Raw genomic sequence first — 25,104 nt, forward strand, 5'->3', positions numbered from 1 at the left:
TTTTAAAAAGTCAAATTAATCCCCAACTGAAAACTTCTAGGCTGTGGCGGCGTGCCCAAATCGATCCCTTGTTGATTTGCAGCGCTACTTGACGCTGATTCGGGATCAAGTCCTGTATACTTCGTAATCGTAAATAAGTTAGTCGCCTGCGCATATACTCTCAACTTGGAGAGCGGTAATTTCCCTAAGGACTTGGCCGTGAAATTGTACCCCAGACTTAATGTTCTAAATCTTAAATAGGATCCATCTTCCAGCCATCTACCGCCTCCGTCCTTATAGTTATTATTATTCACCCCATCTGAGCGTGGCACATCCGTAATGTCACCTGGTTGCTGCCAACGATCCAGATTAGATTTAAAAATAATTCGTGCCGCATCCCGAGCACCTCCGGCTTCTCCAAAAAAGCGATTATGATTATATATTTTGTTACCAACGGAGAATGTAAAAAATGTGTTTAAATCAAAGTTTTTATAGGAAAAGTCGTTACTTATCCCGCCAAAATAGTCTGGCCATATACTGCCCAGAATTTGTCTGTCATCGGTTGTTATACGACCATCACCATCCACGTCTTCATACACGGCATCCCCGGTTTGTGGATCCACATATAACTGGTTGTACACCCAGAACGAATACATCGGGTGTCCCTCTTTAAACTGAATAAGGTTTCTACTTCCATAATTTTGAGGCGTTTCTAATTTCTCGATGTTGTTGATATTGCGGGCAATATTAAGTGAAGTGTTCCAGGAGAAAACATCGCTATTGATATTCACTGAGCTAATACTTAACTCAAATCCTTTATTGCTAATCTCTACAGCATTGTTCGTAAAATCGCTGAAACCTGTTGTTCCGGGCAATACCACAGTCAATAGACCGTCTTTGGTATATTTATAGTAATAGTTCAATGACGTCGTTAACCTATTGTTTAATAACGCGGCATCCAAGCCTACATTAAACTGCGATGTAGTCTCCCAGCTAAGCTCCTGATTGGCTAATTGTTCAGGTGCAATCCCCGCAACGCCGCGATATGAAGACCCCACGCCCGACCACAATTGCCTGGAAGCAAAAGGATTTATTCCGTTCTGATTACCGGTCAAACCATAACTTGTTTTCAGTTTTAGATCGTCTAAGAAACTAACATCCTGTAAGAAGTTTTCTTTACTTAAGCGCCAAGCGACACCGACTGCCGGAAAATACCCCCACTGGTAACCTTTATTGAATTTTGAAGAACCATCAGCCCGTAATGAAAAATCCAACAGGTATTTATCGTCAAACGCGTAGTCCAACCGTCCAAAAAAAGAGGCTAATTTGTATTGATTCCAGTCTTGATTACTTGTTGTGGTTGCAGCTGCACTGATCAGTGTAAAGTCGTTCGTTGCAAAACCTCGACCTTCTGCCGATGTTAGGGAAAAATAGCTTCCCTGCAATGTGTTCCCTAATAATGCCCCTATAGTATGTCGAGAATCCAACTTTTTCCGGTATGTCAGCGTCTGTTCATTAATCCACGTCGTCGATTGAGAAATGGCAGAAGTTGCTAGACCGTTTGGACTTCCTTCTATCAAGAGATTATTCCAGTATTCATGCTCGTTATAATTATTATGATCAACGCTAAATGTCGAGCGGAATTTCAAGGTTGGTGAAATTTGATATTCTCCGTACACATTTCCGATGTAGCGCAGGCTGGTCGAGCCAATATCATAGTTATCAAGTAGCAACGTAAGATTGTCAAAACCTGCTCTACCGACTAAAACACCTTGGTCATTATATGGCGACAGGTAGGTAGGTGTATGCAACGCCGTTTGTAAAAGTCCACCTCTAGGACCGTCGCCCGCTCTCGCTTGATTACGCCCTGTTCGTGATATACTATTACTTGAGCCTATTTTAAGGTTATTGTTCACCTTTTGATCTAAATTAAACCGAAAGCTGGCTCGGTCAAAGGATATCGGTTTCAATATCGACTCTTGCTTATTATACCCTGCACTTAAATAATAAGCTGTATTCTCACTACCTCCATATACCGATAAATCTGCATTATGAACTCCTGCCGTCCGGAATGCCTCCGACAATCTGTCGTATGTTTGCTGTTCAGAAGGCAGCCCTCTCCCCCCGTCGGCAACGGGTCTAAATGGCTCAGCCTGACCAATATTTCTAAAATACTCGTTCACCAATTCAGCGTGTTCAGGTCCGGTAGTTAATTCCCACAATTTGGCGGCTTTTCCTCTTCCAGAATAAAGGTTGACATCAATTTTTGCAGATTGCGAATTTTTCCCTCGCTTCGTTGTAATCAAAATAACCCCGTTTGCTCCTCTTGAGCCGTATAAGGCTGTTGCTTCAGCGTCTTTCAAAACTTCTACATATTCGATGTCTGAAGGGCTCAAATCAGCTATGGGAGATGTCGCTTTACCTCCTGTATTGATGGTTTGAAGGCTTTCTGAATTCAGAAAAACACCGTCAATAACATATAAAGGATTATTATCTGCATTAATAGAGGTCGCTCCTCGCAGACGGACGTGTAATGCTTCGCCGGGAATCCCCGTGCTAGCCGCAACTTGCATACCTGCCACCTTACCTTGAAGCTGTGCATCAAAACTTCCTGTGGGTATATCTTTAACTGCTTGTTGAGATACCCGATCTACAGCACCGATGAGATTCTTTTTCGCTATAGTAGTATACCCAACGACAACCACTTCATCCAAATCTTCCGTAGATCGATGTAACTCGATGACGACCGGCGACTTTTCAATGACGAGGTTCTGTGTTGCGTAGCCAACCGAAGTAACCGTAAGCTTAAAAGGCAATTTCTGACCTGTTACAAAGGAAAACCTCCCATTGCGATCGGTTTTCACGCTATGTGTTACGGCCTCCAGCTGCACGGTAGCTCCCTCGATAGGATCTTTTGTTGTTGCATCAACCACCGTTCCGACAAGGGAAGCATTAATAATCGGTTTTGTTTCTTGTGCCCACACTGTTATAACAGAGGCCCAGATTAAAAAAATAGAAAGCGAGTATCGGAATACTCTACAATATTTCATAGTTTTAAGTGTTTGATAGTGAATACTAACAAGTGCCAACGCCAATTGAACTTGTAACATTATTAATTATAAGGCAGAAACTATAGGGAAACAATTCCCCTATATACTTCCTCAAATAAAGAGAATAAGCTAATACTAAACGTAAATTATCTAAGATTATATCGCAAAGTCACGCCATAGGTCTGTGGGTCACCGACCACCCCCGCATATTGACCGAAATTACCTGGAGCAGCGAGTAACTGCTCATAATAATCTTTATTCGTCAAATTCCTGCTCCATACAATGACAGACAGGCCACTTGCTGCCCGGAATCCTACACGCGCATTGAGTAGCGTATAAGCATCTATATTTAAGTATTGCGACGGTGACGGGCTAGACGAAAATTTAGACCGATAAAAAAGGTCTGTTCCCAAAAAGTAATTTCCTGCGAGTCCTAACAAGCGCCCCTTTACCGTCAGTTCGGCAGCAAATGACCAAGACCATTTTGAAATCCCGGGAAGTTCACCTCCAGAAACATCTTTAAAGGCTTCGGGACCTCCAACTTCTTCCAATGGAACGGGTGCGTTGGTGAACGAAACGTATTTGCCGTCCGTGTATGCTAATGCTCCGTTCAATCTCAGAAATTCCCAAGGTCTCACGCTCCCATCCAGTTCGATTCCTTGTACGCGCACTTTCTCCGCATTGGCTAAGTAACCCCTATTCACACCCGGATCCGGCGTTTGCACTTGTGTTTGATAATCTTTAATATTGGTCTGATAGACGGTTATGTTCAAGAAAGAATTCCAGCTTGGACTAGTCTTTACTCCAAATTCTACATGGTTTACCGACTCCGGCTTTACCTCTGCTAGGTCAGTTGCTACTTCTCCATCAATAACGGGCAATCCGCCTACGTTGATGCCTATCGGTTTGTAACTTTTAGAATAGGTCGCGTAAGCATTGTAAAGAGAGTTAAACCTATATTGGAGTGACAATTGACCAGACAAGTTTCCAGCGTCAGCATTTACATCAAATGTTTGATCAGAATAGATACTATTTACAGCTGCAAATTGTTCCGGCGTGTAGTCTATCGTATTATCGATGTATTTTTTACGGTCGTAATCGGCTACTTTTTTATCGTAGTTATACCGTAAACCCGGCAATAGATGTAACTTGGGAGTAATAGCCCAGTCAAATTGGGAGAAAACGGCCAAACTTGTACTTTTAATGCCATATTTGGTGCGAATACCCACTTTATCGATCAGACCTGGAGCCCATTGTGTGGCCGACTCGTTGTTTTGCTGAAAGCGCCACAATGCGTCACCAGCTTCTTCCGTGTGTACTGGATCTGTTCTCAAATCCTGCCACAAACCGAAAACCCCGACAACAGCACTTACTTTTTCACTAATATTACCGGAATACCGAAATTCCTGCGACCATTGATCATGCACAGAATTTCCGGCCGAGATAGTATAAGCAGGAACACCCAAATAGTCTCTATCATTCAACGGCACCCAATTCCAATAGCGCCATGCAGATGTAGATGTCAACGTACCATTTCCAACTTTATAATCCACGTTAAGAGAAACACCCCCTAATTCATTGTCGGCCTTAGAACGAGTATCCAAATCAACTTTTCGTTCAAAAGCACTTTTGTAGGGAATTTCATAACCCAAGTCTTCAATAATTTTATTGAACTGTCGGTAGGCTGATCGCTGGTTTTCAACAACTCCCGCGATACCCCAGCCGTATCCATCCGGACGTTGCTTCGTCACATCACCGGCCAATGATATGTTTAAATTCTCATTCGGCGTAAATAACAATTGCCCTCTAACCCCTAGATTATTAATATCATTGATCTGACGATCTGAATAAACATTATACAAAGTCCCATCCCGCTGGGTTCCTGAAAAAGAGACACGGGCAGCTAACTTATTTTTAACCAAAGGTCCTGTTAAAGAGGTTTTTGCCTGTATATAACCATAGTTACCATAACTCAATTCAAAGTTGGCACTGGGTATGAATTCTGGCTGACGGGAAGTGATATTAAAAGCCCCCGACGTTGTATTTTTACCAAATAGTGTCCCCTGTGGCCCTCTTAATACTTCAATTTGTTCAATGTCAATAAAATCTAAGGCTGTCGCAGCTGGACGTGCCATATAGACGCCGTCCAAATAAAATCCCACACCCGGATCGATACCATCATTGGTAAGACCATATGTAGACCCCAAGCCCCTGATATTTAGAGTCGTATTACGTGGATTGGAGGAATAAAGCTGTACTGTAGGGACGATTTCCTTAATTCTGGCGACATTAAACGCTCCTGCATCTTCTATGGTACTTGCTCTCACTGTAGAAACCGGAATGGGTACATCCTGAAGTTGTTCTCGTCTTCTTCGCGATGTCACCACGACCTGATCTAATGTTTCCTGTTTAGGCGATAATGCTATTCTAGCCGGTGAGGTATTCGCGACAATTCTTTTTTGCTCATATCCTACAACAGTGACAATCAATGTGAGTGGTAATTTCTGACCAGTAACAAACACAAACTTTCCATTTCGATCGGTACGCACACTGTGGGTAACGGCTTCCAGTTGAATTGTAGCGCCTTCTATTGGTTCTTTGGAAATGGAATCAACAACAACGCCTTCTAAAGTTGCGTTAATGATCGGTTGAGGTTGAACTTGTGCAAATAGGTCTTGTTTAAGTAGAAAAATAAACAATAAAGTCGCTGAGTATCGTAATACTCTGTAATTTTTCATATTTTCGAATGTTTAATAGTAAATATTAACAAGTGCCAACGCCAATTGAACTTGTGGTTTGTTATTGAACGCAGGAGGGAAGTAAGCACTTCCCTCTTCTGTGTACTATTGTAGAGGGAAGAATTTAAATCTGCACATTCGCATACGAAGCGAAAGACAATAAAGATTGATAAAATCTCGGTTCATTTGAACCTCACCGTTTTGAATTTGGTTACTTTTCATTTTTTTGTTTAATCTTTTTTTATACTATCGTTGCCAACGCCAATCGAAACGAACAGGACAAATATAAAAACATTTTATATAAAGTCTACCAATTAAGTATACTTTATTTATAAAAAAAGATATTTTTATATTAAATCATTATAAATCAGAACTATAATTTTACTTCAACGGCATATGACAAGTAAATATTTAGTACCCCAACTAGAAAGCACTTTGTCTCGATATCCCTATACACACTAGATTTCAGCGTGTTGGAAAACGAATTGTACGATATATTACTTACAACCACAGAGCGGCTAACATACCCCATCCTGATGAAATAACGACTAATACGCCCACCAAAATTAAAAGCAGACGCTGATTGATCCGTGATGCGATATATGCTCCTAAAGGTGCCGCAATAACGCCACCGATGATCAGACCCAAAACAATCTCTAAATGCTGAACACCCAACACGAAAATAAATACGGCTGTCGCAAAGTAAGTCACGAAAAACTCAGCAGTATTGACTGTTCCGATGGTATGTCGCGGACTGTTGCCACGGCTCAATAGGTTAGAGGTTACGATTGGTCCCCAACCTCCGCCACCAATAGCATCCAATAGTCCACCGGCAAATGCTAGCAAGGGTGTATGTTTCATTTTCTTTGGCTTATCTTGCCTCTTTTTAAACGCCTTGTATAATAGATATACACCCAATAAAAGCAAATAAAAAGATATAAAAGGTTTTACTAAATCGCCGTCAAAGAGATCAGAGATGAAATAAGCACCGACGACCGCACCGATGCTTCCTGTAACGACAATCTGAAAAAATAATCTTTTGTCAATATTATCAAAGCGAATATGGGATAGCCCGGAAACACCTGTAGTGAATATCTCCGACGTGTGCACACTGGCCGAAGCAAACTTTGGTGGAATACCCAACCAAAGCAATAAGCTTGTACAACTCACACCGTAGGCCATCCCTAATGCTCCATCAATCAATTGTGCTACGAACCCTGCTAAAATAAACCAAAGAAAACGCTCTCCAAACTCAAACGCATTCGTACGAAACCCTTCTACCAAAAGATAAATAAAATATCCTGCAATAGCCAGTTTGAACGCTAAAATAGCCCACCCTACATGCTTTAACGTAATTTTCTTACTTACCTTGGTTAGTCCCAAAACCGCTATTGCCTTGTCCATTTATTCCTATTATTTATTTTTTTATCAAAAAGATTCTACACCCATATTTATGATGCCCCCGCAAATATAGAAACATTCTCACAAAGTCTACTAAATATATAGATTTTATTTAAAAAAATAAAAAAGCCTGCCACTTATACCGTGACAGGCTAAATCAACCAAAAACAAAATATATCAAAAACAATAATTATTCTCTTCGATCATTTTCTTCGCAATACGCTGGCGCGCTTCTTTTGTGTTAAACGGTTCAGCTTTTGTAAACCGACGTAGACCAACCAGCATCATCTTTAGTTCATCTCCTTCCGCAAAGGCGTAAAGCGCTTCTTTCCCTGCCGTAGCTACTTTATCCAACGTCGTATATAAATACACCCTCGCCATATCTAACGGGAAAGTAGCAGCATCCTCTCCTTGGGCGTGGTAAATCTTCTCTGCCCGCAACAATATCGATTCCGCTACATAAACATAACCAATGATATCCGCAATATTCATCAATATCTCCTCTTCCTTCGATAAGCTCATCATTAATTTTTGTACGGCAGCACCCGCTACCATCAAACCGACCTTTTTTAAATTTGCTATTATTTTCTTTTCCGGAGCAAAAACAGCTGTATCTTCTTCTCCGAAATCAGGAATAGCCATCAGGTCGTTTGCAACCGCCGTTGCAGGCCCCATTAAATCCAGCTCTCCCTTCATGGCACGTTTCAATAACATATCCACGACCAATAAGCGGTTCACTTCGTTTGTACCCTCAAAAATCCGATTAATACGGGAATCCCGGTAAGCTCTCTCCATCGGCGCTTCAGCGGAATACCCCATACCTCCGTAAATCTGTACCCCCTCGTCAACAACATAATCCAACATCTCAGAACACCATACTTTTATAATCGCACATTCTATTGCAAACTGCTCCGTGGATTTTAACTTCGCTTTAGCTTCATCCATTCCGCCGGCTACAAGCGCAGCATAAGCATCATCAATATTCTGTCCTGCTCTATAAGCAGCAGATTCATTAGCGTACAAACGAATAGCCATTTCAGCCAATTTGTGACGAATTGCCCCAAACTTGGATATGGGCAAATTAAATTGCACGCGCTCATTGGCGTATTTTACGGCTTGCGTAACGACAGAACGTGCAGAACCAATGGTAGCAGCACCTAATTTGATTCGTCCAATATTTAGAATATTAACGGCAATCTTAAAGCCGTTTTCCCGTTCAGATAATAGATTCTCTACCGGAACCGGACAATCATTAAAAAATATTTGTCTTGTCGATGAGCCCTTGATACCCATTTTATGTTCTTCGGGATTCATGGTAATACCGCCAAAATCCCTTTCTACGATAAAAGCACTGAGATTCTTGTCATTATCAATTTTTGCAAATACAATGAATACATCCGCAAATCCACCGTTTGTAATCCACATTTTCTGCCCATTGAGCAGATAATGCGTTCCTTCTGCATTTAATTTTGCGGAGGAACGTCCCGAATTCGCATCTGATCCTGCGTTAGGCTCGGTCAGACAATAGGCTGCTTTCCATTCCCCTGATGTTAGTTTAGGAATGTATTTTTCTTTTTGGGCATCGTTTCCGTAATATAAGATGGGTAATGTACCAATACCGGTGTGTGCAGAAAGAGCGACCGCAAACGAATAACCGCCACCTACCGCCTCGCCAACTAACATAGATGTATTGAAGTTTTTACCAAATCCTCCATATTGCTCGGGGATGGACACGCCTAACAGGCCCAATTCTCCAGCTTTATCCAAAAGGCTTTGCATCAACCCCTCTTCCTGCGCGTCAATCCTATCTAGCTTATCCAACACTTCCGCATCAAGAAAATCCAAACAAGTCTGGCGAATCATTTTCGCTTCTTCATCAAACTCTTCCGGAATAAAAACTTCCGTATAAGGGGTTTCGCGAATCACAAACTCCCCGCCTTTAATAGCTTTTGTTTCCATTGTTTATAAAATCCTTAATCTAACATCTCAAATATCCCGGCTGCTCCCTGACCCGTTCCCACACACATCGTGACCATACCGTATTTTTTCCCACGGCGTTTTAACTCGTTCAGGACCTGTACGGTCAATTTAGCTCCTGTACAGCCTAGGGGATGCCCTAAAGCTATCGCTCCGCCATTTACGTTCACTTTTTCTTCATCCAGTCCTAATTCGCGTATAACCGCCAAGGATTGTGATGCAAAAGCTTCATTCAATTCGATCAGGTCGATGTCTTCTTTTTGCAATCCTGCCATTTCCAGCGCTTTGGGAATGGCGAACACAGGACCTATTCCCATAATACGCGGAGGCACTCCTGCCACGGCATAACTCACCAATCGTGCTATCGGCTTAACATTCAATTCTTTTAGCATCTTTTCTGAAACCACCATCACAAAGGCCGCACCGTCGGATGTTTGTGAAGAGTTCCCAGCGGTAATACACCCGCCTGCCGCGAATACTGGTTTTAGCTTTGCTAACGCCTCCGCCGAAGAATCCGCTCTTGGTCCTTCATCTGTATCGACAATATATTCACGTGAGGCAATTTTGTTGTCCTTTAGATGATTTTCAGTAACCTTAATAGGTACAATACCGTCTTTCAAATGCCCGTTTTTTATAGCTGCGATTGCTTTTTGGTGCGACCGAAGTGCGAAAGCATCCTGATCTTCACGCGAGACATCAAATTCTTTCGCTACGGCTTCCGCTGTCAGTCCCATCCCCCAGTACCAATCGGGATGGTCTTTCGCCACCACCGGATTTGGCACAATTTTCCAACCGCCAAACGGCATGCCCGACATAACTTCCACACCACCGGCAATAATACAATCGGCCATACCGGATTTAATCTTCGCTGCAGCTGTCGCAATGGTTTCCAACCCTGATGCACAATAACGATTTACTGTGACGCCGGGAACTTTGTCGGTATCCAGCCCCATCAACGAAATCAAACGCCCAACATTTAGTCCCTGTTCCGCCTCTGGCATGGCATTGCCTACAATGACATCGTCAATTTTGGTAACGTCCAATTGCGGCATGGTTGCCACCATATGTTTAATAATTTGAGCCGCTAAATCATCTGCACGCATGAAACGAAAGCCACCTCTCGGCGCCTTTCCTACTGCTGTACGGTATCCTGCTATAATGTATGCTTCCATGTTTTCACTAATTTCTAAGAGGTTTCCCTTTCGTCAACATATGTTGTATTCGTTCCAATGTTTTACGCTCCGCGCATAATTCCAAAAACGCCTTTCGTTCCATATCGAGTAGGTATTGCTCAGAGACTTCGGTAGGTTCTGACAGGTTACCACCACACATCACCCATCCTAATTTTTCGGAAATCTTCTTGTCATGTTCGGAGATATAATTCCCTTCCCGCATAGAAGAAGCTCCTACGTAAACTATTCCTAATCCTTGTTTTCCAAGCACTTTAATATCCGTTCGTGGAGCCGGCTGTATATATCCTGCATTCGCAAGCTCCAAAGCTTTTGCTTTAGCATCTGCTAACAACCGCTTACGATTCATCGTGATGGCATATTTGCCTTCTTGCAAATAACCAAGCTCTGCAGCTTCTACAGCAGAAGTCGACACCTTCGCCTGCCCTATCGTTAAGAAGCGATCCTTTAACGTGTTCTGTACAATTTGATCGGGTTTATATTCATCCGAGGCACGAAGGGCAAATTCTTTAGAGCCACCTCCCCCGGGAATAACGCCGACTCCAAATTCTACTAGGCCCATATATGTCTCCGCATGCAATTGTACAAAATCGGCATGCATTGAAAACTCACATCCGCCACCTAAAGTCAGTTGGAATGGTGCAACAACAACGGGAATAGACGAATAGCGAATCCGCATGGCGGTATTTTGGAACATACGCACCGCCGTATTCAGCTCATCATAATCCTGTTCAACCGCCATCATGAAAATCATCCCAATATTAGCGCCTGCTGAGAAGTTTTTACCATCGTTCGTAATAACAAGACCTCGGTACTCTTTTTCTGCCAAATCAATCGCCTTATTAATTCCCTGGATAACGTCTCCACCGATCGTGTTCATCTTGGTATGAAACTCACAATTGATAATACCGTCACCCAAATCCGCAATGGTTACCCCAGAATTTTTCCAAATGGCTTTTGTATCCCGAATATGATCTAAAATAATTAAATCTTCGGTTCCTGGAATCGGTTTGTAGGATTTCGAGGCTATATCGTAATAATGCCTTACACCATCTTGCACTTTATAGAAAGAGTCGTGTCCGGCTTCCAGCATCTCATATACCCACTGCGCCACTTCACCTCGCTGTCCCGGTAACCTTTTCTCTTCTGTCCGAATCTTATCAATCGTTTCCCGTACCCCCAGTGCATCCCAAACCTCAAACGGCCCCAGTTCCCAACCGAAGCCAGCACGCATGGCATCATCTATCCGATAAAAATCATCCGTAATTTCGGGAACACGGTGGGAGACATATTCAAATAACGGATAATGCATCGCACGGAACAATGTACCGGCCTTATCGGTACCTTGCTCATAAACTTTCATCCGTTTACGGATATCCTCTACAGGCTTAGTTGCCTCTAGAGTGTCCGATTTAACTTTCTCTTGTTCTTTATATTCGAGTGTCTTTAAGTCGAGCGCAAGAATGACCGAATCACCTTTATCGTCTTTTACTTTTTTATAAAAACCTTGTTTCGATTTTTCGCCCAACCATTTATTTTCCACCATTTTGGTGATATAGGATGGTAACTGGAAAACCTCTTTGGCCTCGTCGTCAGGAACATTTTGTGTCAGTCCCTGCGCAACATTGACTAACGTATCTAAACCCACGACATCTGCGGTACGAAACGTAGCTGATTTAGGATGCCCCATCGCTGGCCCTGTATATTTATCAACCTCTTCTACGGACAAGTCGATCTGTTCCACGAGATGTGTCAACGCTAACATGGAGTAAACACCAACACGGTTTCCTATAAAAGCCGGGGTATCCTTACATAATACGACGGTTTTGCCTAACATTTTATCTCCAAAATGCAATAGGAAGTCGACAACTTCCGGTTTGGTATCCGCAGTGGGAATAATCTCTAATAGCTCCAGATAACGCGGAGGGTTGAAAAAGTGTGTTCCGCAAAAATGTGCTTTAAAATCATCCGATCTCCCTTCGGTCATCAAATGGATTGGGATACCAGAAGTATTCGATGTGATCAACGTTCCTGCCTTCCGGTATTGTTCTACCTGCTCAAAAACAGATTTTTTAATCTCCAATCGTTCGACCACCACCTCAATTACCCAATCGCACGTTGCAATAGCGGGCATATCGTCTTCAAAATTCCCGGTATATATACGCTTTACGTAATGTTTGCTATAAATGGGGGATGGATTGGTTTTTAATGCCGTATCCAAAGAATTGTTCACTATACGATTTCGAACAACCGGGCTTTCCAATGTTAACCCCTTAGCCTCTTCCTGTGGTAAAAGTTCCCGCGGCACAATGTCCAACAGGAGCACCTCTATACCCACGTTTGCAAAGTGACAAGCTATCCTCGAACCCATCACCCCCGAACCTAAAACAGCTACTTTCTTAATACGTCTATTCATTTTATTACTTTTTTTAGTAAAAATGTCTCCCGTCTATTTTCCAATATCTACCTTCTTTGATCCTTCAGCCTTCTTCTCTACACCTCCTTCTTGCTCTAGCTGATAACTTGCCGTCAATGCGTTGATCTTCTTTAACGACTGAATCAACTGCACACGCTCCTCTTCCGGAATCCGCGACTCCAAAAACTCATTAAAGCTCCGAACGACGTCTTTCGCCAGCTTTCGCTTTTCCACACCTAACGGTGTCAAATACACCTTTACCGAGCGTTTATCAGATGCATTTACCTCTCTATAAATAAACCCTAACGTTTCTAAATTGTTTAATACCCGAGACAACGATGTCGTTTTCACGCCCGTAGCATTTGCAATTTGTGAAACCGAGGTACCTTCTTTATGTATATTGATCAAAATATATCCTGCTGCTTGAGTGAACCCGAATTGCGAAGCAATAATGTTGTACTTGTTAGCGACCGTCTGCCAACAGGTTTTTAAAAAATAATCTATGGTATTGTCTTGAGACATAATTTGATTTATATTTTACTATGCAAGCATAACAAATATAATAAGTCTCTTGGATAAAACAAATTTTTTTAGTTTTATATTTTTGCGGCTTTTATCTTTCCGCTAATTTCCTATATTTCCTCTGATAAACAAATTTTTGTTTAAATTTGCACAAAAATTTATCAACATGGCAACAAATAGAACTTTTACGATGATTAAGCCAGATGCTGTAGCAAATGGTCACATTGGTGCTATCTTAAATGATATTATCGCGGCCGGTTTCAAAATCGTCGCTATGAAATACATCCAGCTTACGAAAGAAACTGCGGGTAACTTTTATGCCGTGCATAAAGAAAGACCTTTTTACGGTGATTTAGTTAACTTTATGACTTCGGGACCAATCGTAGCCGCTATTTTGGAGAAAAACAATGCCGTAGAAGACTTTCGCAAATTAATCGGTGCTACAAATCCTGCTGAAGCAGCGGAAGGAACGATTCGCAACAAATACGCAAAATCTATCGATGCCAATGCTGTTCACGGATCGGATTCGGATGAAAATGCAGAAATTGAAGGTAATTTCTTTTTCTCTCAATTCGAAAGATTTTAAGGCTTTAAGTCTTAACTTAAAAAAAAGGGAAATCGTTTGATTTCCCTTTTCTGTTTATATGCTTCTTTAGAAAGCTCGTTTGCTTAAATATTCGTTCTCTTTGGCCGTCATCAGCTCTTTATCTTCCTTTTTCTTATCCACGTATCCGCATAGGTGCAATACGCCATGAATAATCACCCGATGCAGTTCATCACGTTCTGATACACCAAACTTCAACGCATTCTCTGCTGTCCTTTCTACAGATATAAAAATATCACCCGCAATGACATGGTCTTCTTCCGAAGAATCAAAGGTTACAATATCCGTATATGTATCGTGATCCAGATATTGTTTGTTAATTTCTAACAAATAGACATCTGAACAGAGAATAAAATTTAATTCACCGATTCGGTCAAAGCCCTCTGCGGTAACCGTGGCACCAATCCATTGCCGTATTTTCTGTTTGTCTTTGATTTTATAATCAATGTCCTCGTTAAAAAACGAAATATCTCTTAATGCCATCGTGTTAAAATGCTTTGGAATCCATATAAGTTTGTAGAATAATGGTTGCCGATACCGTATCAACCAAACCCTTCTCCTGTCGTTTTTGCTTTTTCATACCGCTTTGAGCAATAACGCTGGAAGCCATTTTAGAGGTAAAGCGTTCATCAATTTCGACGACAGGGATAGCTGGATAGGTCTTTTTTAGCTTTCGGATGAAACCGACAATATGCTGTGCTGACTGCGACGCTGTTCCATCCATTTGTAAGGGTTTACCCACGACAAATGTTTCTACTTCTTCTTTTTGGAGGTAATCCGCCAAAAATGTCCAAATCTCTTCCGGATGGATAGTCGTCAGAGACGTCGCAATAAGCTGCATCGGGTCAGTAACCGCCATGCCTATCCGCTTTGTCCCATAATCAAAAGCCATAATGCGCATATCTGTCTATTTGCACAAAAATACGAATCCTTATCGAGCTTTTTATTGTTTATCCCACCATACGGGTTTCAACCAATCATCTTTTTCACCCAGGCGGCTTATGGCTTCCTTGACATTTGTTGCATTCTGAATCAACTCAGACTGTGGATAAAAGAAGCGTTTCGGAATGATACCCCCTGTTTCACTCGGATTTGATGCTGTTCCTTCGAAAGGTATAATGACTGAAGGATATCCGGTACGTCTGTAGTTGGCGTATGCTTCTGCACCGTTGAGAAAAAAGTTTACCCACATCTGCCCATGTATAGCGTCCATCGCCTCTGCGAAATCCGATGGAAACGGGCTATAACTTGATTTCAAAGCTTCGATTTTATCAGTATCGATCGCGGGTGCCCCCGGATAGTGTGCCATCATTTCACAACTCGCCTCTATTCCATTATTAAAATGCCCAAGGGCATTACCATGAGCTAATCCACCCCATCCCCGTAATGCAGCTTCGGCTTTTAGAAACTCTACTTCCGCATACGTTAAATGGAAGAAAGGTGCGTCCAGCGCAGAGACGTATATACTGGGCTGCACAAATTTGAAGGAATGCCCTACCCAACGAGAGATGCCATCTCCGTCAACTATGCTACCATAATCTTCCCAATAGTCCCAACCCATTGCTCCCGGCCTTACGCCTATGGGCTCAATATAATCGGTAATATCCTGAATACTTTGCGAGACTCCAACAATACCGTCTCCCAGATATGTTCCTCCATATATTTTTAACCTCGGGTCTTGGCGATCGTGCATATAGTTCACCAAAGTTGTTGTCAGCTTAAAACCGGAAGAAATAGCCTCGTTCTTAAACACTTGAGAACGCCCGTTTCCCCTGTATTCATTTTCGCGATAACTGAGGTTCATATGCTTAGTCATAGCGATATCACCGTTACTTTCCAATACACCCCCTGCCAAAGCTGCCTCGACCTGATTACGAGCTTCCTGTTCATTCACCTTTGTTAATCGGAAACCCAAACGCAAACGAAGGGAGTTACCCAGCTTCTTCCATTGTGCTACATTACCATTGTAAAACAAGTCGCCATCAAACGGACCTTTATCGGTGTTCAATTGAGCAACAGCCTCATCCAATTCTTTAAAGAAATCCGCATAAATATCCTCTTGCTTATCATATTTTGGCAATAGAATACCAGCTGTATATCCCTTAATAGCTTCTGAATAGGGTATGTCTCCATATAAATCCGTCATTTTTGCATAAATCATAACACGCAGGATGCGCGCGGCTGCATGAATATTCACCTGCTCGGGATCATCGGCTGTTTTGTAGACGATATCTTCTATATTCTTCAGCTCACGAGGATAGGTTTTCTCCCAGTGGCTTGCCCAATACGTGAGATCAAACACCTGGTACATACCGCCGGCCTGTATACCCCACGCTCCACCAAGGTGTTGAACCATCGGAGAGGCTAGCAACAAATCATAGCGCCAGACATCTTCCCGATCGCCAGACATACCTGCCTGCACCGCCGTAAATTGATAGGCTGGATCCAGCTCGCTATATCCTGCCGGATTTTCATTAAGTGACGTCAAATCTTTTGTACATCCATGCAAAAGAACGACAAGTACAAATAATGATATATATTTTATCGTTTTCATAAAAATTCCTCCTTGTTAATACAATCGTTAAAACCGTACATTTAAATTGAATCCTATACTTCTTCTACCTGGTAATGATCCATACTCAAACCCTTGTCCGTTACCATTATTATAGTTAGACTCCGGGTCAATATTCGGAACGTTCTTCCGCATAATCCAAAGGTTACGTCCAATAACGCCGATGGAAACAGATTGAATTGGCATTCTTTTCACCATCGACTGTGGAAGTGTATAGCTTATCCCGACATCACGAAGCTTGATATATCCTCCGTCGTATACGAAAGAGGCAGGAACATGCTCCGAGACGTGACGCCAGTATTCAGCGGGGCTAATGGCGACATCATTGGGCTCACCGTTTTCATTCACACCAACACCGATAAACCCTCTACCATTTCGATCGACAGCATCCGGGTCCGAACCGGCATCCTCTGCCGCTCGTCTCTCCTGATAGTATTCGTTCCACGAATCACGACCTTCCAATGTCGCCAGGTGAGAGCCGTTGTCATACATCATCATATTCGTCATGGAGAACAAGCTTCCGCCTTTCCGGATATCAACTGTCGCGCGGAACTCTACACCTTTATATGAAAAACTATTTGTCAAACCGCCCGTCCAGTTTGGCAAGCTATTTCCAATCGCTAGCGGACCGTCTGTATAAAGTGGTTTACCATCGCTCCCATGGATGATATTTCCTGCATCATCTTTTTGAAAATCCCGACCTAAGATGGTGCCGAAAGGTTTTCCCTTTTCCGCGATAATAGTCGCTCCTGCCCAACGGGCTTCCGCCACCGTATACGCTTCGAGGTTATCGGAAAGGTCGACTACCGTATTGTAGTTTTTCGCGAAATTGAAAGACAAATCCCATTTGAAACTGTTTTCCAGAGAAACCGGAGTCGTCTTCAATAGCATCTCCACTCCTTTATTTTTCAGCTTAGCGGCATTCAATGACGCGCGAGCATAGCCTGTCGGCGATGGAACAGGTACATCCAGTAATACATCATTCGTCACCTCATTATAATAGGTGACATCCAAATGGATACGATTTTTCAAGAAACTTAAATCAGCCCCTACTTCAAATGAGTTTTTGCGTTGTGGTTTCAAGTTCGCGTTTGGAATAACGTCGCCCAAAATTTCTCCCATAGGAAACCCGTTCATCGACTGACCAGTCAGGTTATATAAGAAATCTGTTTTATATGGATCGGCATCGCTACCTACTTGTCCATAAGATGTCCTTAACTTTGCATAGTTCAACACGCTCGATGGTATATCAAAAGCATCAGACAGAACAAAGCTCAAGTCAGCCGCCGGATAGAAATAGGCGTTATTTCCTTTGGGTAGTGTAGACGACCAGTCGTTACGCCCTTGCAAGTTTAAAAATAAATAGTTATTGTATCCGAGTTCTACATTTCCAAATACAGATTGGATCTCTTTGCGTGGATGCAGGGGTTGAATCAGTAATTCCCGAAAATTGGTAATCAGCATTTTACCGGGCGAAATAATTTCATTACCCATTGTAATGGTCTGCTCGCGATTAAATTTCATAATATTTCCGCCAAGCATCGCCCCAATGGTAAAAGCGGAGTTGATCTCCTTATTGAAATTCACCATCGCTTGGAAGTTATCTTCCCGCACTTTCAGATCATTAAGTTGTAATTGTCCACCGGTTCTTGTAGGCGTATGCAAATCATAAAAGTTCGTAAACTCAAAGTTATAGAAATCTGTTCCGGCACTCGCCATAGCGGACCAATTATCATCAATTTGGTAAATTAAGTTTGCTGACCCACCCGTTCTAACCTTTTTGCTATCATTGCGTGTCCGGTTTATCGTCCAATACGGGTTAGCACGGTATTGGTTTCCCGTATAGTTTATATATGTTCCATCTTCATTCTCAAAATGCTGTAACCAAGCTTGGTCAAAGTTACCGGCCAAACCGATTAACCCATTCCCGATATTATTTACGTCATCTGTTAGCGCCGGTCTGTTCCGTACTTTCTCATTCATTAAGGAGCCTTTCACTTCCAACGTAAGCCTTTCCGTTATTTTGGATTCTCCTCTAAAAGAGAAATTATTTCTATCATACCCACTTGTTGGAATAATATCTTTATTAGCCACATTCGAATAGGAGAATCTCAAGTTGTGGTTTTCATTGCCTCCCGTTAACGACACGGTATTCATCGCCGTCACTCCCGTTCTAAAGAAATTTTGTACGTTATTTTCTAGATAGTTGTACGGACGCTCTCGTCCATCCCGTTGGATAATGGTATTAAAATCACTGTACCGAGGCCCCCAGTTGGCTGTAATATTCCCTGCCTGCGTCGCGTCTTTTGGCAATAAGCCGTTCGTTCCTTGGCCATACACTTTCTGCCGTTCGTCTAAGCGGGTAGAGATATGGTCGGTAGTCAGAGAACTATTGTATTCAATCCCCAGACCTTTTTTTCCTTTACCGCTTTTCGTCGTAATCAATATCACCCCATTCAATGCACGAGAGCCGTATAACACCGCGGCTGAAGCACCTTTCAATACCGATACCGACTCAATATCGTTCGGGTTGAGGTCTGCCAGACCATCCCCTAGGTCAAATCCGCCGTTTTGATCAGCACTTCCGATGTTTCCGTTAACAGCCGGAATACCGTCAATTACATATAACGGTTGGTTACTTCCTTGTAGTTCCCTTATCCCCCGGATTACCACACGACTAGAACCAGTAGCGCCAGCAGTGGTATTGGAAATATTGACACCGGCTACTTTACCTTGCATAGCAGAAATCGCGTTAGGTTCTCCAAAACCGGTCACTTCATCGCCAGAAATATCCGACACTGCGTAGCCCAAGGAGCGCTTCTGACGTTGGATACCCAATGCCGTTACAACAACATTATCCATTATCTCTTCCCGCTCAACCAATACTACATCTATCGTGCTACGATTGCCCACCGAAACTTCTTGAATTCCATAACCTAAGAAAGAAAAGCTCAACACATTGTTTTCGCCCGTTAATTCCAGCGTATATTGTCCACGTTCGTTTGTAACTGCTGATTTAGAAGTGCCTTTAAGTCGCACGCTTACGCCAGGCAAAGTCATACCATCAGCATTCCGAACGTAACCACTCACGATACGCATCTGTTTAATTACGGCCGTGTTATCTTTATTTTTGACGATTACCGTATTGCTTGTCAACGAATAGGTAAAAGGTTGATTTCTAAAGCATAGCTCTAATGCTTCCTCGAGCGTCACGTTCTTGACATTGATCGTTACTTTTTTTGCATTTTTCAACATTGTCGCACTATAGAGAAAATCATGATTACTTTGTTCGCTGATTTTCTTAAGTGCGGATTCCAACGTACCGTTAGTCGTCGACAACGTGATGTGTTGAGCAAAGCTGGTAGCACTTGCTTTCACAAAGGCACATATCAAGAGGATTGTGGTCAGTTTCATAACAAGTAAAATCCTGTAAAAGGAAAGAATTCTCTCCCTACCCAAATTAAATTTCATATTTTTGAAAGTTAGAGTTTATGTAATTGATAATATTTTGTTAGTACATTTTATTATAACGAAACTCAACACGTTTAAGATGCTGGAGCGGGGCAACGCTTCAGCATTTTTTCGTTGTTGATTATGAAAGTAAATTTATGGCATAACAACAACCCTCCTTCCTTCTATTTCAAACTTAACTGTCCCTATTTGTTCTAACATATTTAAGATTTCAGTGATATCACTTCTACGAAGTATTCGCCCTGAGTATAGTATATCTTTCATACTTCCCTGATAGATCACTTGACAATCATACCATCTGGAAAGCTGATTCATGACACTTTTTATATTTTCATTGTTAAACATAAAATAGCCTTTGGTCCATGCCGTCTCTACTGTTAAATCAGCTTTTTTGGTATGCATAACACCACTCGCTTTATTCAGTATGGCAGATTGTCCTGGCTTCAGCAACGCTTCCTTGTTCTCCGCCTTAACCTTTACTGACCCCTCTACTAGAGTTGTCGTAATATCCTCTTCATCTTGATAGCCCTTCACATTAAACGTCGTGCCCAGCACTTCGATTTCCATAGTAGGCATCGATACTATAAAAGGTTTATCCGCATTTTTGGCAACTTCAAAATAGGCTTCCCCTTGTAGTACGACTTTACGTTCATCACCTTCAAATGAAGTGGGAAAAGACAATGTACTCTCACTATTTAAGGAAACCTTACTACCGTCTGGCAGATGTATGATATACTGTCCTCCTTTTGGGGTTATTAGTTCATTATAGGCCAACGCGATCGTACCATCTGTTTCTGGGCTAAAAAGCAATTCACCATTTTTATCCGTGAAAGTTCCCTGATTTGCGATACCAAATGTCGCTAACGAGTCTCCCAAGCTAACGGTCTGCCCATTGGCAAGCTTTAGTACAGCTTTACTACCTCCTGGTTTGATCTCATCATCTATTAACGCTATGTTTTCTTTACCTACATTTTTTCTTGTATCTAGTAAAAAAAAGGTCGACAAACCGATAACCAGCAGTGTTACTGCCGCTATAGAAATTAATTTCCACGGAAAAATTCGTCTAATGGAAGATGTATCATTCGTTGTTAAACCGGTTGATTGCTTTATTTCTGATAGGATATGCGTTATACGCTGTTCAAAAATAGCTTCTTCTTCTGGCCAAATTGTCTCATCGTGTTGTACAGAACGATACCAGTCCAATAACTCCTCTCGCTCTTGATCTGTAGCTGTACCGGTAATGTATTTATCAATAAGTTCAGGAATACGTTGTTCGTCCATAGCTACATATTTTTGGCTTAACTATAAGGACGTCACATAAGGATGGGGGTTACCCTTACGCTGTACGCAATTTTTTTAAAAATATTTTATGAATGTATTTATTAAGATGGTGGATATGCCTAAACCTTCTAATCCTTTACGTACATTCTTGATTGCTTTGGTGAGGTGCGCCTCAACTGTTTTCTCCGCAATATTCAGCTCCTTTGAAATTTCTTTATTGGTCATGTGTAGATTACGACTGTAATGAAATACCAGTCGACATTTTTCAGGCAACTCTTCGGTAATTCCATTTACGTACTCTTCAAGAAATTTGGCATATATCCGCTCATCGTCATGCACCACTTCTTCTTTCGTATAATGTTCCTGCGCAATGGCTTCCTGACGTCGCTTCCGCTGTATAATCCGGAAAACAGAAAACTTAATAGCCGTTGCTAAATAAGCACTTAATGTACTTATTTTTACTTGTTGCCGTTTTTCCCATAACTGTATAAAAACCTCTTGAACAATTTCTTCGGCTAATGTACTGTCTTTAGCATAATTATAGCCCATTGCCATCAACTTGCGACTATATCGGTTATAGATTTCGGTAAAAGCTATCTCATCTCCCTGTGTCAGCAGGACAGTCAATTCTGTATCCGAAGACAATGCATATCGGTTCATATATTAACTTGGTGCTTTCCAAAGATAACATAAAATTAATAGTTAGAAAAACAGGGATATCTTTCTTAGCGTTCTACTATCTTTACTTCGTAAAGCTTATTCCATTGTTTACCGGTAACGAATAACCGCTTTCCTACGTTATCATAAGCAATCCCGTTCATTTCCTCATCTACGGCGCCCCGTTTAGGATTTTTATATAGACCAACAAAATTTATTTGCCCTTCAACGGCGCCTGTTTCAGGATTGATGATAACAATAATATCTTTTCCATATATATTGGCATATACTTTCCCATCGATAAACTCCAACTCATTGATGTAATCAACTGCCCCATTATGGTCGTATACAGGAATAAAACCTATTTCTTGATAGGAATTCGGATCTAGAAAATATAATTTATTAGAACTATCCGTCTTTATAAGCCTTTTCCCATCGTAACATAATCCCCACCCCTGCTTGCTTTGTTGATAGTTAAAAGTACCAACCTGCTCAAACGTATTTTTATTAAACACATAACCTAGATTATTGCGCCAGGTCAGCATGACAATCTTATCTCCCACGATAGTCATTCCTTCACCAAAATAAGGCTCACCAGATGCATCGCTCCCTGTAATTTCTTTCTTTTGCACAACCTTTCCAGTAGCAAGCTCCACTTTTCTTAACGAGGTTATCAAATCATTGCCAGCCCCAGTGGATTCATACAAAAAACCATCTTCAAACTCTAAACCTTGCGTGAATGCCGTTATATCATGCGGATATTCATTGACCACCTCAAATGTATATTGACTGGGTGATTCTGGCAAAATGGTCACGTTACTAAATGCGACATCCTCTTTTCCTTCTCTATAGAGCTTAGCGACCAGATTACGTGCGCCAAGGCCAATAGACTCCGTATCCAACAGTAGTTCCGTGGTGTCCTGCTTCCTTTCAATAACCCGCCCATCTACCGAATAAACAACCGAATCAATTGCACTATCGGGAAAGTTCATACGTATAGCAACTTTTTGGCCTAGTATAATTGTCTCACCAGATTTCGGTGACAAAAAATCAAACTTTTTTTGCGATTTACATCCTGCCATCAACACGATAGCAAACCCTACAAAAACTAGAATATTATTTATCTTCATTGTTCTCCCGTATTTGCGATGCCAATTTACAGAAATAAAATGACAACCTCGACCTGTCGATTATTTCACCACAATATTTCCCAAAAAATCACCTAGTACCTTTTCCGCCTCTTTCAGCTTCTGATATTTGGCTAATAGGATTTCTATATCTTCTCTGGTAGCTGTCAGTTTAAGCTCCTCTCTGATTTTAACCATTTCCTTTTCCACCTTTCGCTTTTTTATGCGATAAATAGCCTGCATAGTGAGCTCTCGAAGTTGTTCCCGTTCTTGTCGAACATAAATTTTTCGTTTCTCATCGTTCCAATTGGGGCTGAGCTCATACGGCGTAGCCACGCAGGTGATCGCTAAATCTTGGACCTCCTTGTCTTCGTGTGAAAAGAAATATTTTGTATCCGGAATTTCAAAGTGTTCCGCTCTCAGTTTAAAGATATCAACGATAAACGAACTTGCTCGATCTTCAAAAGTAATATCATCCAAAGCGTTCAAGAGTAAAGGGGCTATAGGAACATCTCCATCACCTTCCCATACGGCAAGTTCCTCGCCATAATTCAATAGAATACGTACGATTTCCCTTTCCTGTAAAGTATCTGGTGTAATAGTTTGGGGAGCTCCTCCTACTGAAGTATCCTCTTGATCCCGCTCTGCATCGGTCAAAAATAGATCGGCGGGAGGCATACTCTCCGCAGGAAAGTCATTTGAAATTTTAGACGCCTGTTGTACCTTTTTATCTTGCGCCTTTGCTTTCTGTATCCGTATTTTATTCAGCTCCGTCAGCAAGACACGCTCTTCGATATCTAACAAATGGGAACATTGCTGAATAAAGACGGAAACCTTTATCTCGTCCGGTATCAACGCGATACTTTCTACCACTTCCCGAATAACCTCCGCACGTTTAATCGGATCGCCAGCTGTATCTTTTAATAAGATATTTGTCTTGTAAAAAATAAAATCTTCCTGATGCTTAGCGATATATTCTTTAAATGCCGTAGAGCCGTACTTCTGTACATAAGAATCAGGGTCGTTACCATCTGGGAACAACAATACTTTCACGTTGAGCCCCTCTTCCAGCAACATATCCGTTCCACGTAAAGATGCCTTAATACCAGCAGCATCTCCATCATATAAAATAACAACGTTATTCGTGAAGCGGGAAATAAGACGGATCTGACCGGAGGTTAACGAAGTTCCAGAAGAAGACACTACATTTTCTATTCCAGCTTGATGCATGGACAAAACGTCGGCGTAGCCCTCTACCAAATAACATACATCATTATCTTTTATCGCTTTCTTTGCAAAATGAAGCCCGTAGAGAACATCTGATTTGTGGTATATATCGCTTTCAGGTGAATTGACATACTTAGGGACCGTTTTCTCGGTTTTTAATGTGCGACCACCGAAACCGATAACACGGCCTGTGAGATTATGGATAGGAAAAATAACACGGCCTCTAAAGCGATCGTAAATACTCCCATCATCTCGCTCTATAGCAAGACCAATTTCTTTTAAATAATCCTTATGAAAACCATTTTCAACAGCGGTATCTGCAAGAGCTGTCCATTGCTCAGGCGAGTAACCTAAATCAAATTTCTGTATGATGTCCTCCCGATAACCGCGCTCTTTAAAATAAGATAATGCTATACTTTGGCCCGGTTCGGTATCCCAAAGTTGTTCTTTAAAATATTTACTTGCCCAGGTGCTCAGTACATATAGGCTCTCTCGTTTGTCTTGAGCAGCAAGCTGTGCGGGAGAACGTTCTACCTCCTCTACTGGAATACTATATTTATCTGCTAGATAACGTATCGCTTCCGGATAAGAATACTTCTCCAGTTCCATAACAAACTTAAGTGCGTCTCCTCCTGCACCACAACCAAAGCATTTATAAATGCCCTTGGCCACTGATACATGGAAAGACGGAGTTTTTTCATTATGAAAAGGGCAATTACCAATGAGAGAGGTTCCACGCTTCTTTAAATCCACGAAGTCCCCCACAACTTCTTCTATCCGAGCTGCATCTAAAACTTTCTCAATGGTTTCTTTTTTTATCATAAATCATCTGCAAAATGAAAAAGTGATTTTACACAAAGGTAATAATTTAGTAGTAGTTAGCTGAGTTGAG

General features: G+C 41.8%; 16 protein-coding genes. 1 reads left to right on the forward strand and 15 read right to left on the reverse strand.

Translation table 11 applies throughout. The annotated features are described in order from the left end of the window. Positions 1-2 precede the first annotated feature (2 nt). The 7 genes from G5B43_RS13295 to G5B43_RS13325 all read right to left on the reverse strand — a co-directional run bounded on the left by G5B43_RS13295 (position 3) and on the right by G5B43_RS13325 (position 13,273). Positions 3-3,029: a SusC/RagA family TonB-linked outer membrane protein gene (locus G5B43_RS13295; RefSeq protein ID WP_165295277.1), complete on the reverse strand. Its 3,027-nt coding sequence runs from the start codon at positions 3,027-3,029 to the stop codon at positions 3-5. A gap of 146 nt (positions 3,030-3,175) precedes the next feature. After that, complete coding sequence (locus G5B43_RS13300; protein WP_165295278.1) at positions 3,176-5,767, reverse strand: TonB-dependent receptor; 2,592 nt, start codon at positions 5,765-5,767, stop codon at positions 3,176-3,178. 501 nt (positions 5,768-6,268) lie between these two features. Then, complete coding sequence (locus G5B43_RS13305; RefSeq protein WP_165295279.1) at positions 6,269-7,171, reverse strand: sulfite exporter TauE/SafE family protein; 903 nt, start codon at positions 7,169-7,171, stop codon at positions 6,269-6,271. Between the two features lie 174 nt (positions 7,172-7,345). Further along, a complete protein-coding gene (locus G5B43_RS13310; protein ID WP_165295280.1) occupies positions 7,346-9,127 on the reverse strand; it encodes an acyl-CoA dehydrogenase family protein in 1,782 nt (593 codons plus the stop codon). Between the two features lie 14 nt (positions 9,128-9,141). Further along, positions 9,142-10,317 carry an acetyl-CoA C-acyltransferase gene (locus G5B43_RS13315; protein WP_165295281.1) on the reverse strand — a complete coding sequence of 392 codons (1,176 nt, stop codon included), beginning with the start codon at positions 10,315-10,317 and terminating at the stop codon, positions 9,142-9,144. Positions 10,318-10,324: 7 nt separating this feature from the next. Then, complete coding sequence (locus G5B43_RS13320) at positions 10,325-12,751, reverse strand: 3-hydroxyacyl-CoA dehydrogenase/enoyl-CoA hydratase family protein (protein ID WP_165295282.1); 2,427 nt, start codon at positions 12,749-12,751, stop codon at positions 10,325-10,327. A gap of 33 nt (positions 12,752-12,784) precedes the next feature. Beyond that, positions 12,785-13,273: a MarR family winged helix-turn-helix transcriptional regulator gene (locus G5B43_RS13325; protein ID WP_165295283.1), complete on the reverse strand. Its 489-nt coding sequence runs from the start codon at positions 13,271-13,273 to the stop codon at positions 12,785-12,787. 166 nt (positions 13,274-13,439) lie between these two features. Here G5B43_RS13325 and G5B43_RS13330 point away from each other — a divergent pair, with 166 nt between their 5' ends. After that, on the forward strand, positions 13,440-13,859 hold the full coding sequence (locus tag G5B43_RS13330; protein WP_165295284.1) for a nucleoside-diphosphate kinase: 420 nt from the start codon (positions 13,440-13,442) through the stop codon (positions 13,857-13,859). A 66-nt stretch (positions 13,860-13,925) separates the two neighbouring features. On the opposite strand, the gene ybeY is transcribed toward G5B43_RS13330, so the two are convergent. The 8 genes from ybeY to dnaG form a co-directional block, all read right to left on the reverse strand. After that, a complete protein-coding gene (ybeY, locus tag G5B43_RS13335; protein WP_165295285.1) occupies positions 13,926-14,360 on the reverse strand; it encodes an rRNA maturation RNase YbeY in 435 nt (144 codons plus the stop codon). A gap of 4 nt (positions 14,361-14,364) precedes the next feature. Beyond that, positions 14,365-14,778, reverse strand: coding sequence for a Holliday junction resolvase RuvX (ruvX, locus tag G5B43_RS13340; RefSeq protein WP_165295286.1), 414 nt, complete (start codon positions 14,776-14,778; stop codon positions 14,365-14,367). 42 nt (positions 14,779-14,820) lie between these two features. Then, positions 14,821-16,431, reverse strand: a complete 1,611-nt coding sequence (locus G5B43_RS13345) for a SusD/RagB family nutrient-binding outer membrane lipoprotein (RefSeq protein WP_165295287.1) — start codon at positions 16,429-16,431, stop codon at positions 14,821-14,823. Between the two features lie 27 nt (positions 16,432-16,458). After that, the gene (locus tag G5B43_RS13350) at positions 16,459-19,863 is read right to left on the reverse strand and encodes a SusC/RagA family TonB-linked outer membrane protein (protein WP_165295288.1); all 3,405 of its coding nucleotides are present in this window, start codon (positions 19,861-19,863) and stop codon (positions 16,459-16,461) included. Between the two features lie 192 nt (positions 19,864-20,055). Continuing rightward, positions 20,056-21,201: a FecR family protein gene (locus tag G5B43_RS13355; RefSeq protein ID WP_165295289.1), complete on the reverse strand. Its 1,146-nt coding sequence runs from the start codon at positions 21,199-21,201 to the stop codon at positions 20,056-20,058. Between the two features lie 75 nt (positions 21,202-21,276). Beyond that, positions 21,277-21,861 carry an RNA polymerase sigma-70 factor gene (locus G5B43_RS13360; RefSeq protein WP_165295290.1) on the reverse strand — a complete coding sequence of 195 codons (585 nt, stop codon included), beginning with the start codon at positions 21,859-21,861 and terminating at the stop codon, positions 21,277-21,279. 65 nt (positions 21,862-21,926) lie between these two features. Beyond that, positions 21,927-22,988 carry a glutaminyl-peptide cyclotransferase gene (locus G5B43_RS13365; protein WP_165295291.1) on the reverse strand — a complete coding sequence of 354 codons (1,062 nt, stop codon included), beginning with the start codon at positions 22,986-22,988 and terminating at the stop codon, positions 21,927-21,929. A 60-nt stretch (positions 22,989-23,048) separates the two neighbouring features. After that, positions 23,049-25,034 (reverse strand): DNA primase, encoded by a 1,986-nt coding sequence (dnaG, locus tag G5B43_RS13370; RefSeq protein ID WP_165295292.1) that lies wholly within the window; start codon positions 25,032-25,034, stop codon positions 23,049-23,051. Between the last annotated feature and the right edge of the window lie 70 nt (positions 25,035-25,104).

Origin of the sequence: Sphingobacterium sp. SGR-19 (assembly GCF_011043555.1) — a bacterium.
Lineage (GTDB): Bacteria > Bacteroidota > Bacteroidia > Sphingobacteriales > Sphingobacteriaceae > Sphingobacterium.

Coding starts and splice junctions, on each gene's coding strand:
- ybeY (WP_165295285.1), bottom strand. CDS start 14,360: ATGGCATTAAGAGATATTTCGTTTTTTAACGAGGACATTGATTATAAA.
- G5B43_RS13300 (WP_165295278.1), bottom strand. CDS start 5,767: ATGAAAAATTACAGAGTATTACGATACTCAGCGACTTTATTGTTTATT.
- dnaG (WP_165295292.1), bottom strand. CDS start 25,034: ATGATAAAAAAAGAAACCATTGAGAAAGTTTTAGATGCAGCTCGGATA.
- G5B43_RS13345 (WP_165295287.1), bottom strand. CDS start 16,431: ATGAAAACGATAAAATATATATCATTATTTGTACTTGTCGTTCTTTTG.
- G5B43_RS13310 (WP_165295280.1), bottom strand. CDS start 9,127: ATGGAAACAAAAGCTATTAAAGGCGGGGAGTTTGTGATTCGCGAAACC.
- G5B43_RS13305 (WP_165295279.1), bottom strand. CDS start 7,171: ATGGACAAGGCAATAGCGGTTTTGGGACTAACCAAGGTAAGTAAGAAA.
- G5B43_RS13350 (WP_165295288.1), bottom strand. CDS start 19,863: ATGAAACTGACCACAATCCTCTTGATATGTGCCTTTGTGAAAGCAAGT.
- ruvX (WP_165295286.1), bottom strand. CDS start 14,778: ATGCGCATTATGGCTTTTGATTATGGGACAAAGCGGATAGGCATGGCG.
- G5B43_RS13320 (WP_165295282.1), bottom strand. CDS start 12,751: ATGAATAGACGTATTAAGAAAGTAGCTGTTTTAGGTTCGGGGGTGATG.
- G5B43_RS13325 (WP_165295283.1), bottom strand. CDS start 13,273: ATGTCTCAAGACAATACCATAGATTATTTTTTAAAAACCTGTTGGCAG.
- G5B43_RS13355 (WP_165295289.1), bottom strand. CDS start 21,201: ATGGACGAACAACGTATTCCTGAACTTATTGATAAATACATTACCGGT.
- G5B43_RS13360 (WP_165295290.1), bottom strand. CDS start 21,861: ATGAACCGATATGCATTGTCTTCGGATACAGAATTGACTGTCCTGCTG.
- G5B43_RS13295 (WP_165295277.1), bottom strand. CDS start 3,029: ATGAAATATTGTAGAGTATTCCGATACTCGCTTTCTATTTTTTTAATC.
- G5B43_RS13330 (WP_165295284.1), top strand. CDS start 13,440: ATGGCAACAAATAGAACTTTTACGATGATTAAGCCAGATGCTGTAGCA.
- G5B43_RS13365 (WP_165295291.1), bottom strand. CDS start 22,988: ATGAAGATAAATAATATTCTAGTTTTTGTAGGGTTTGCTATCGTGTTG.
- G5B43_RS13315 (WP_165295281.1), bottom strand. CDS start 10,317: ATGGAAGCATACATTATAGCAGGATACCGTACAGCAGTAGGAAAGGCG.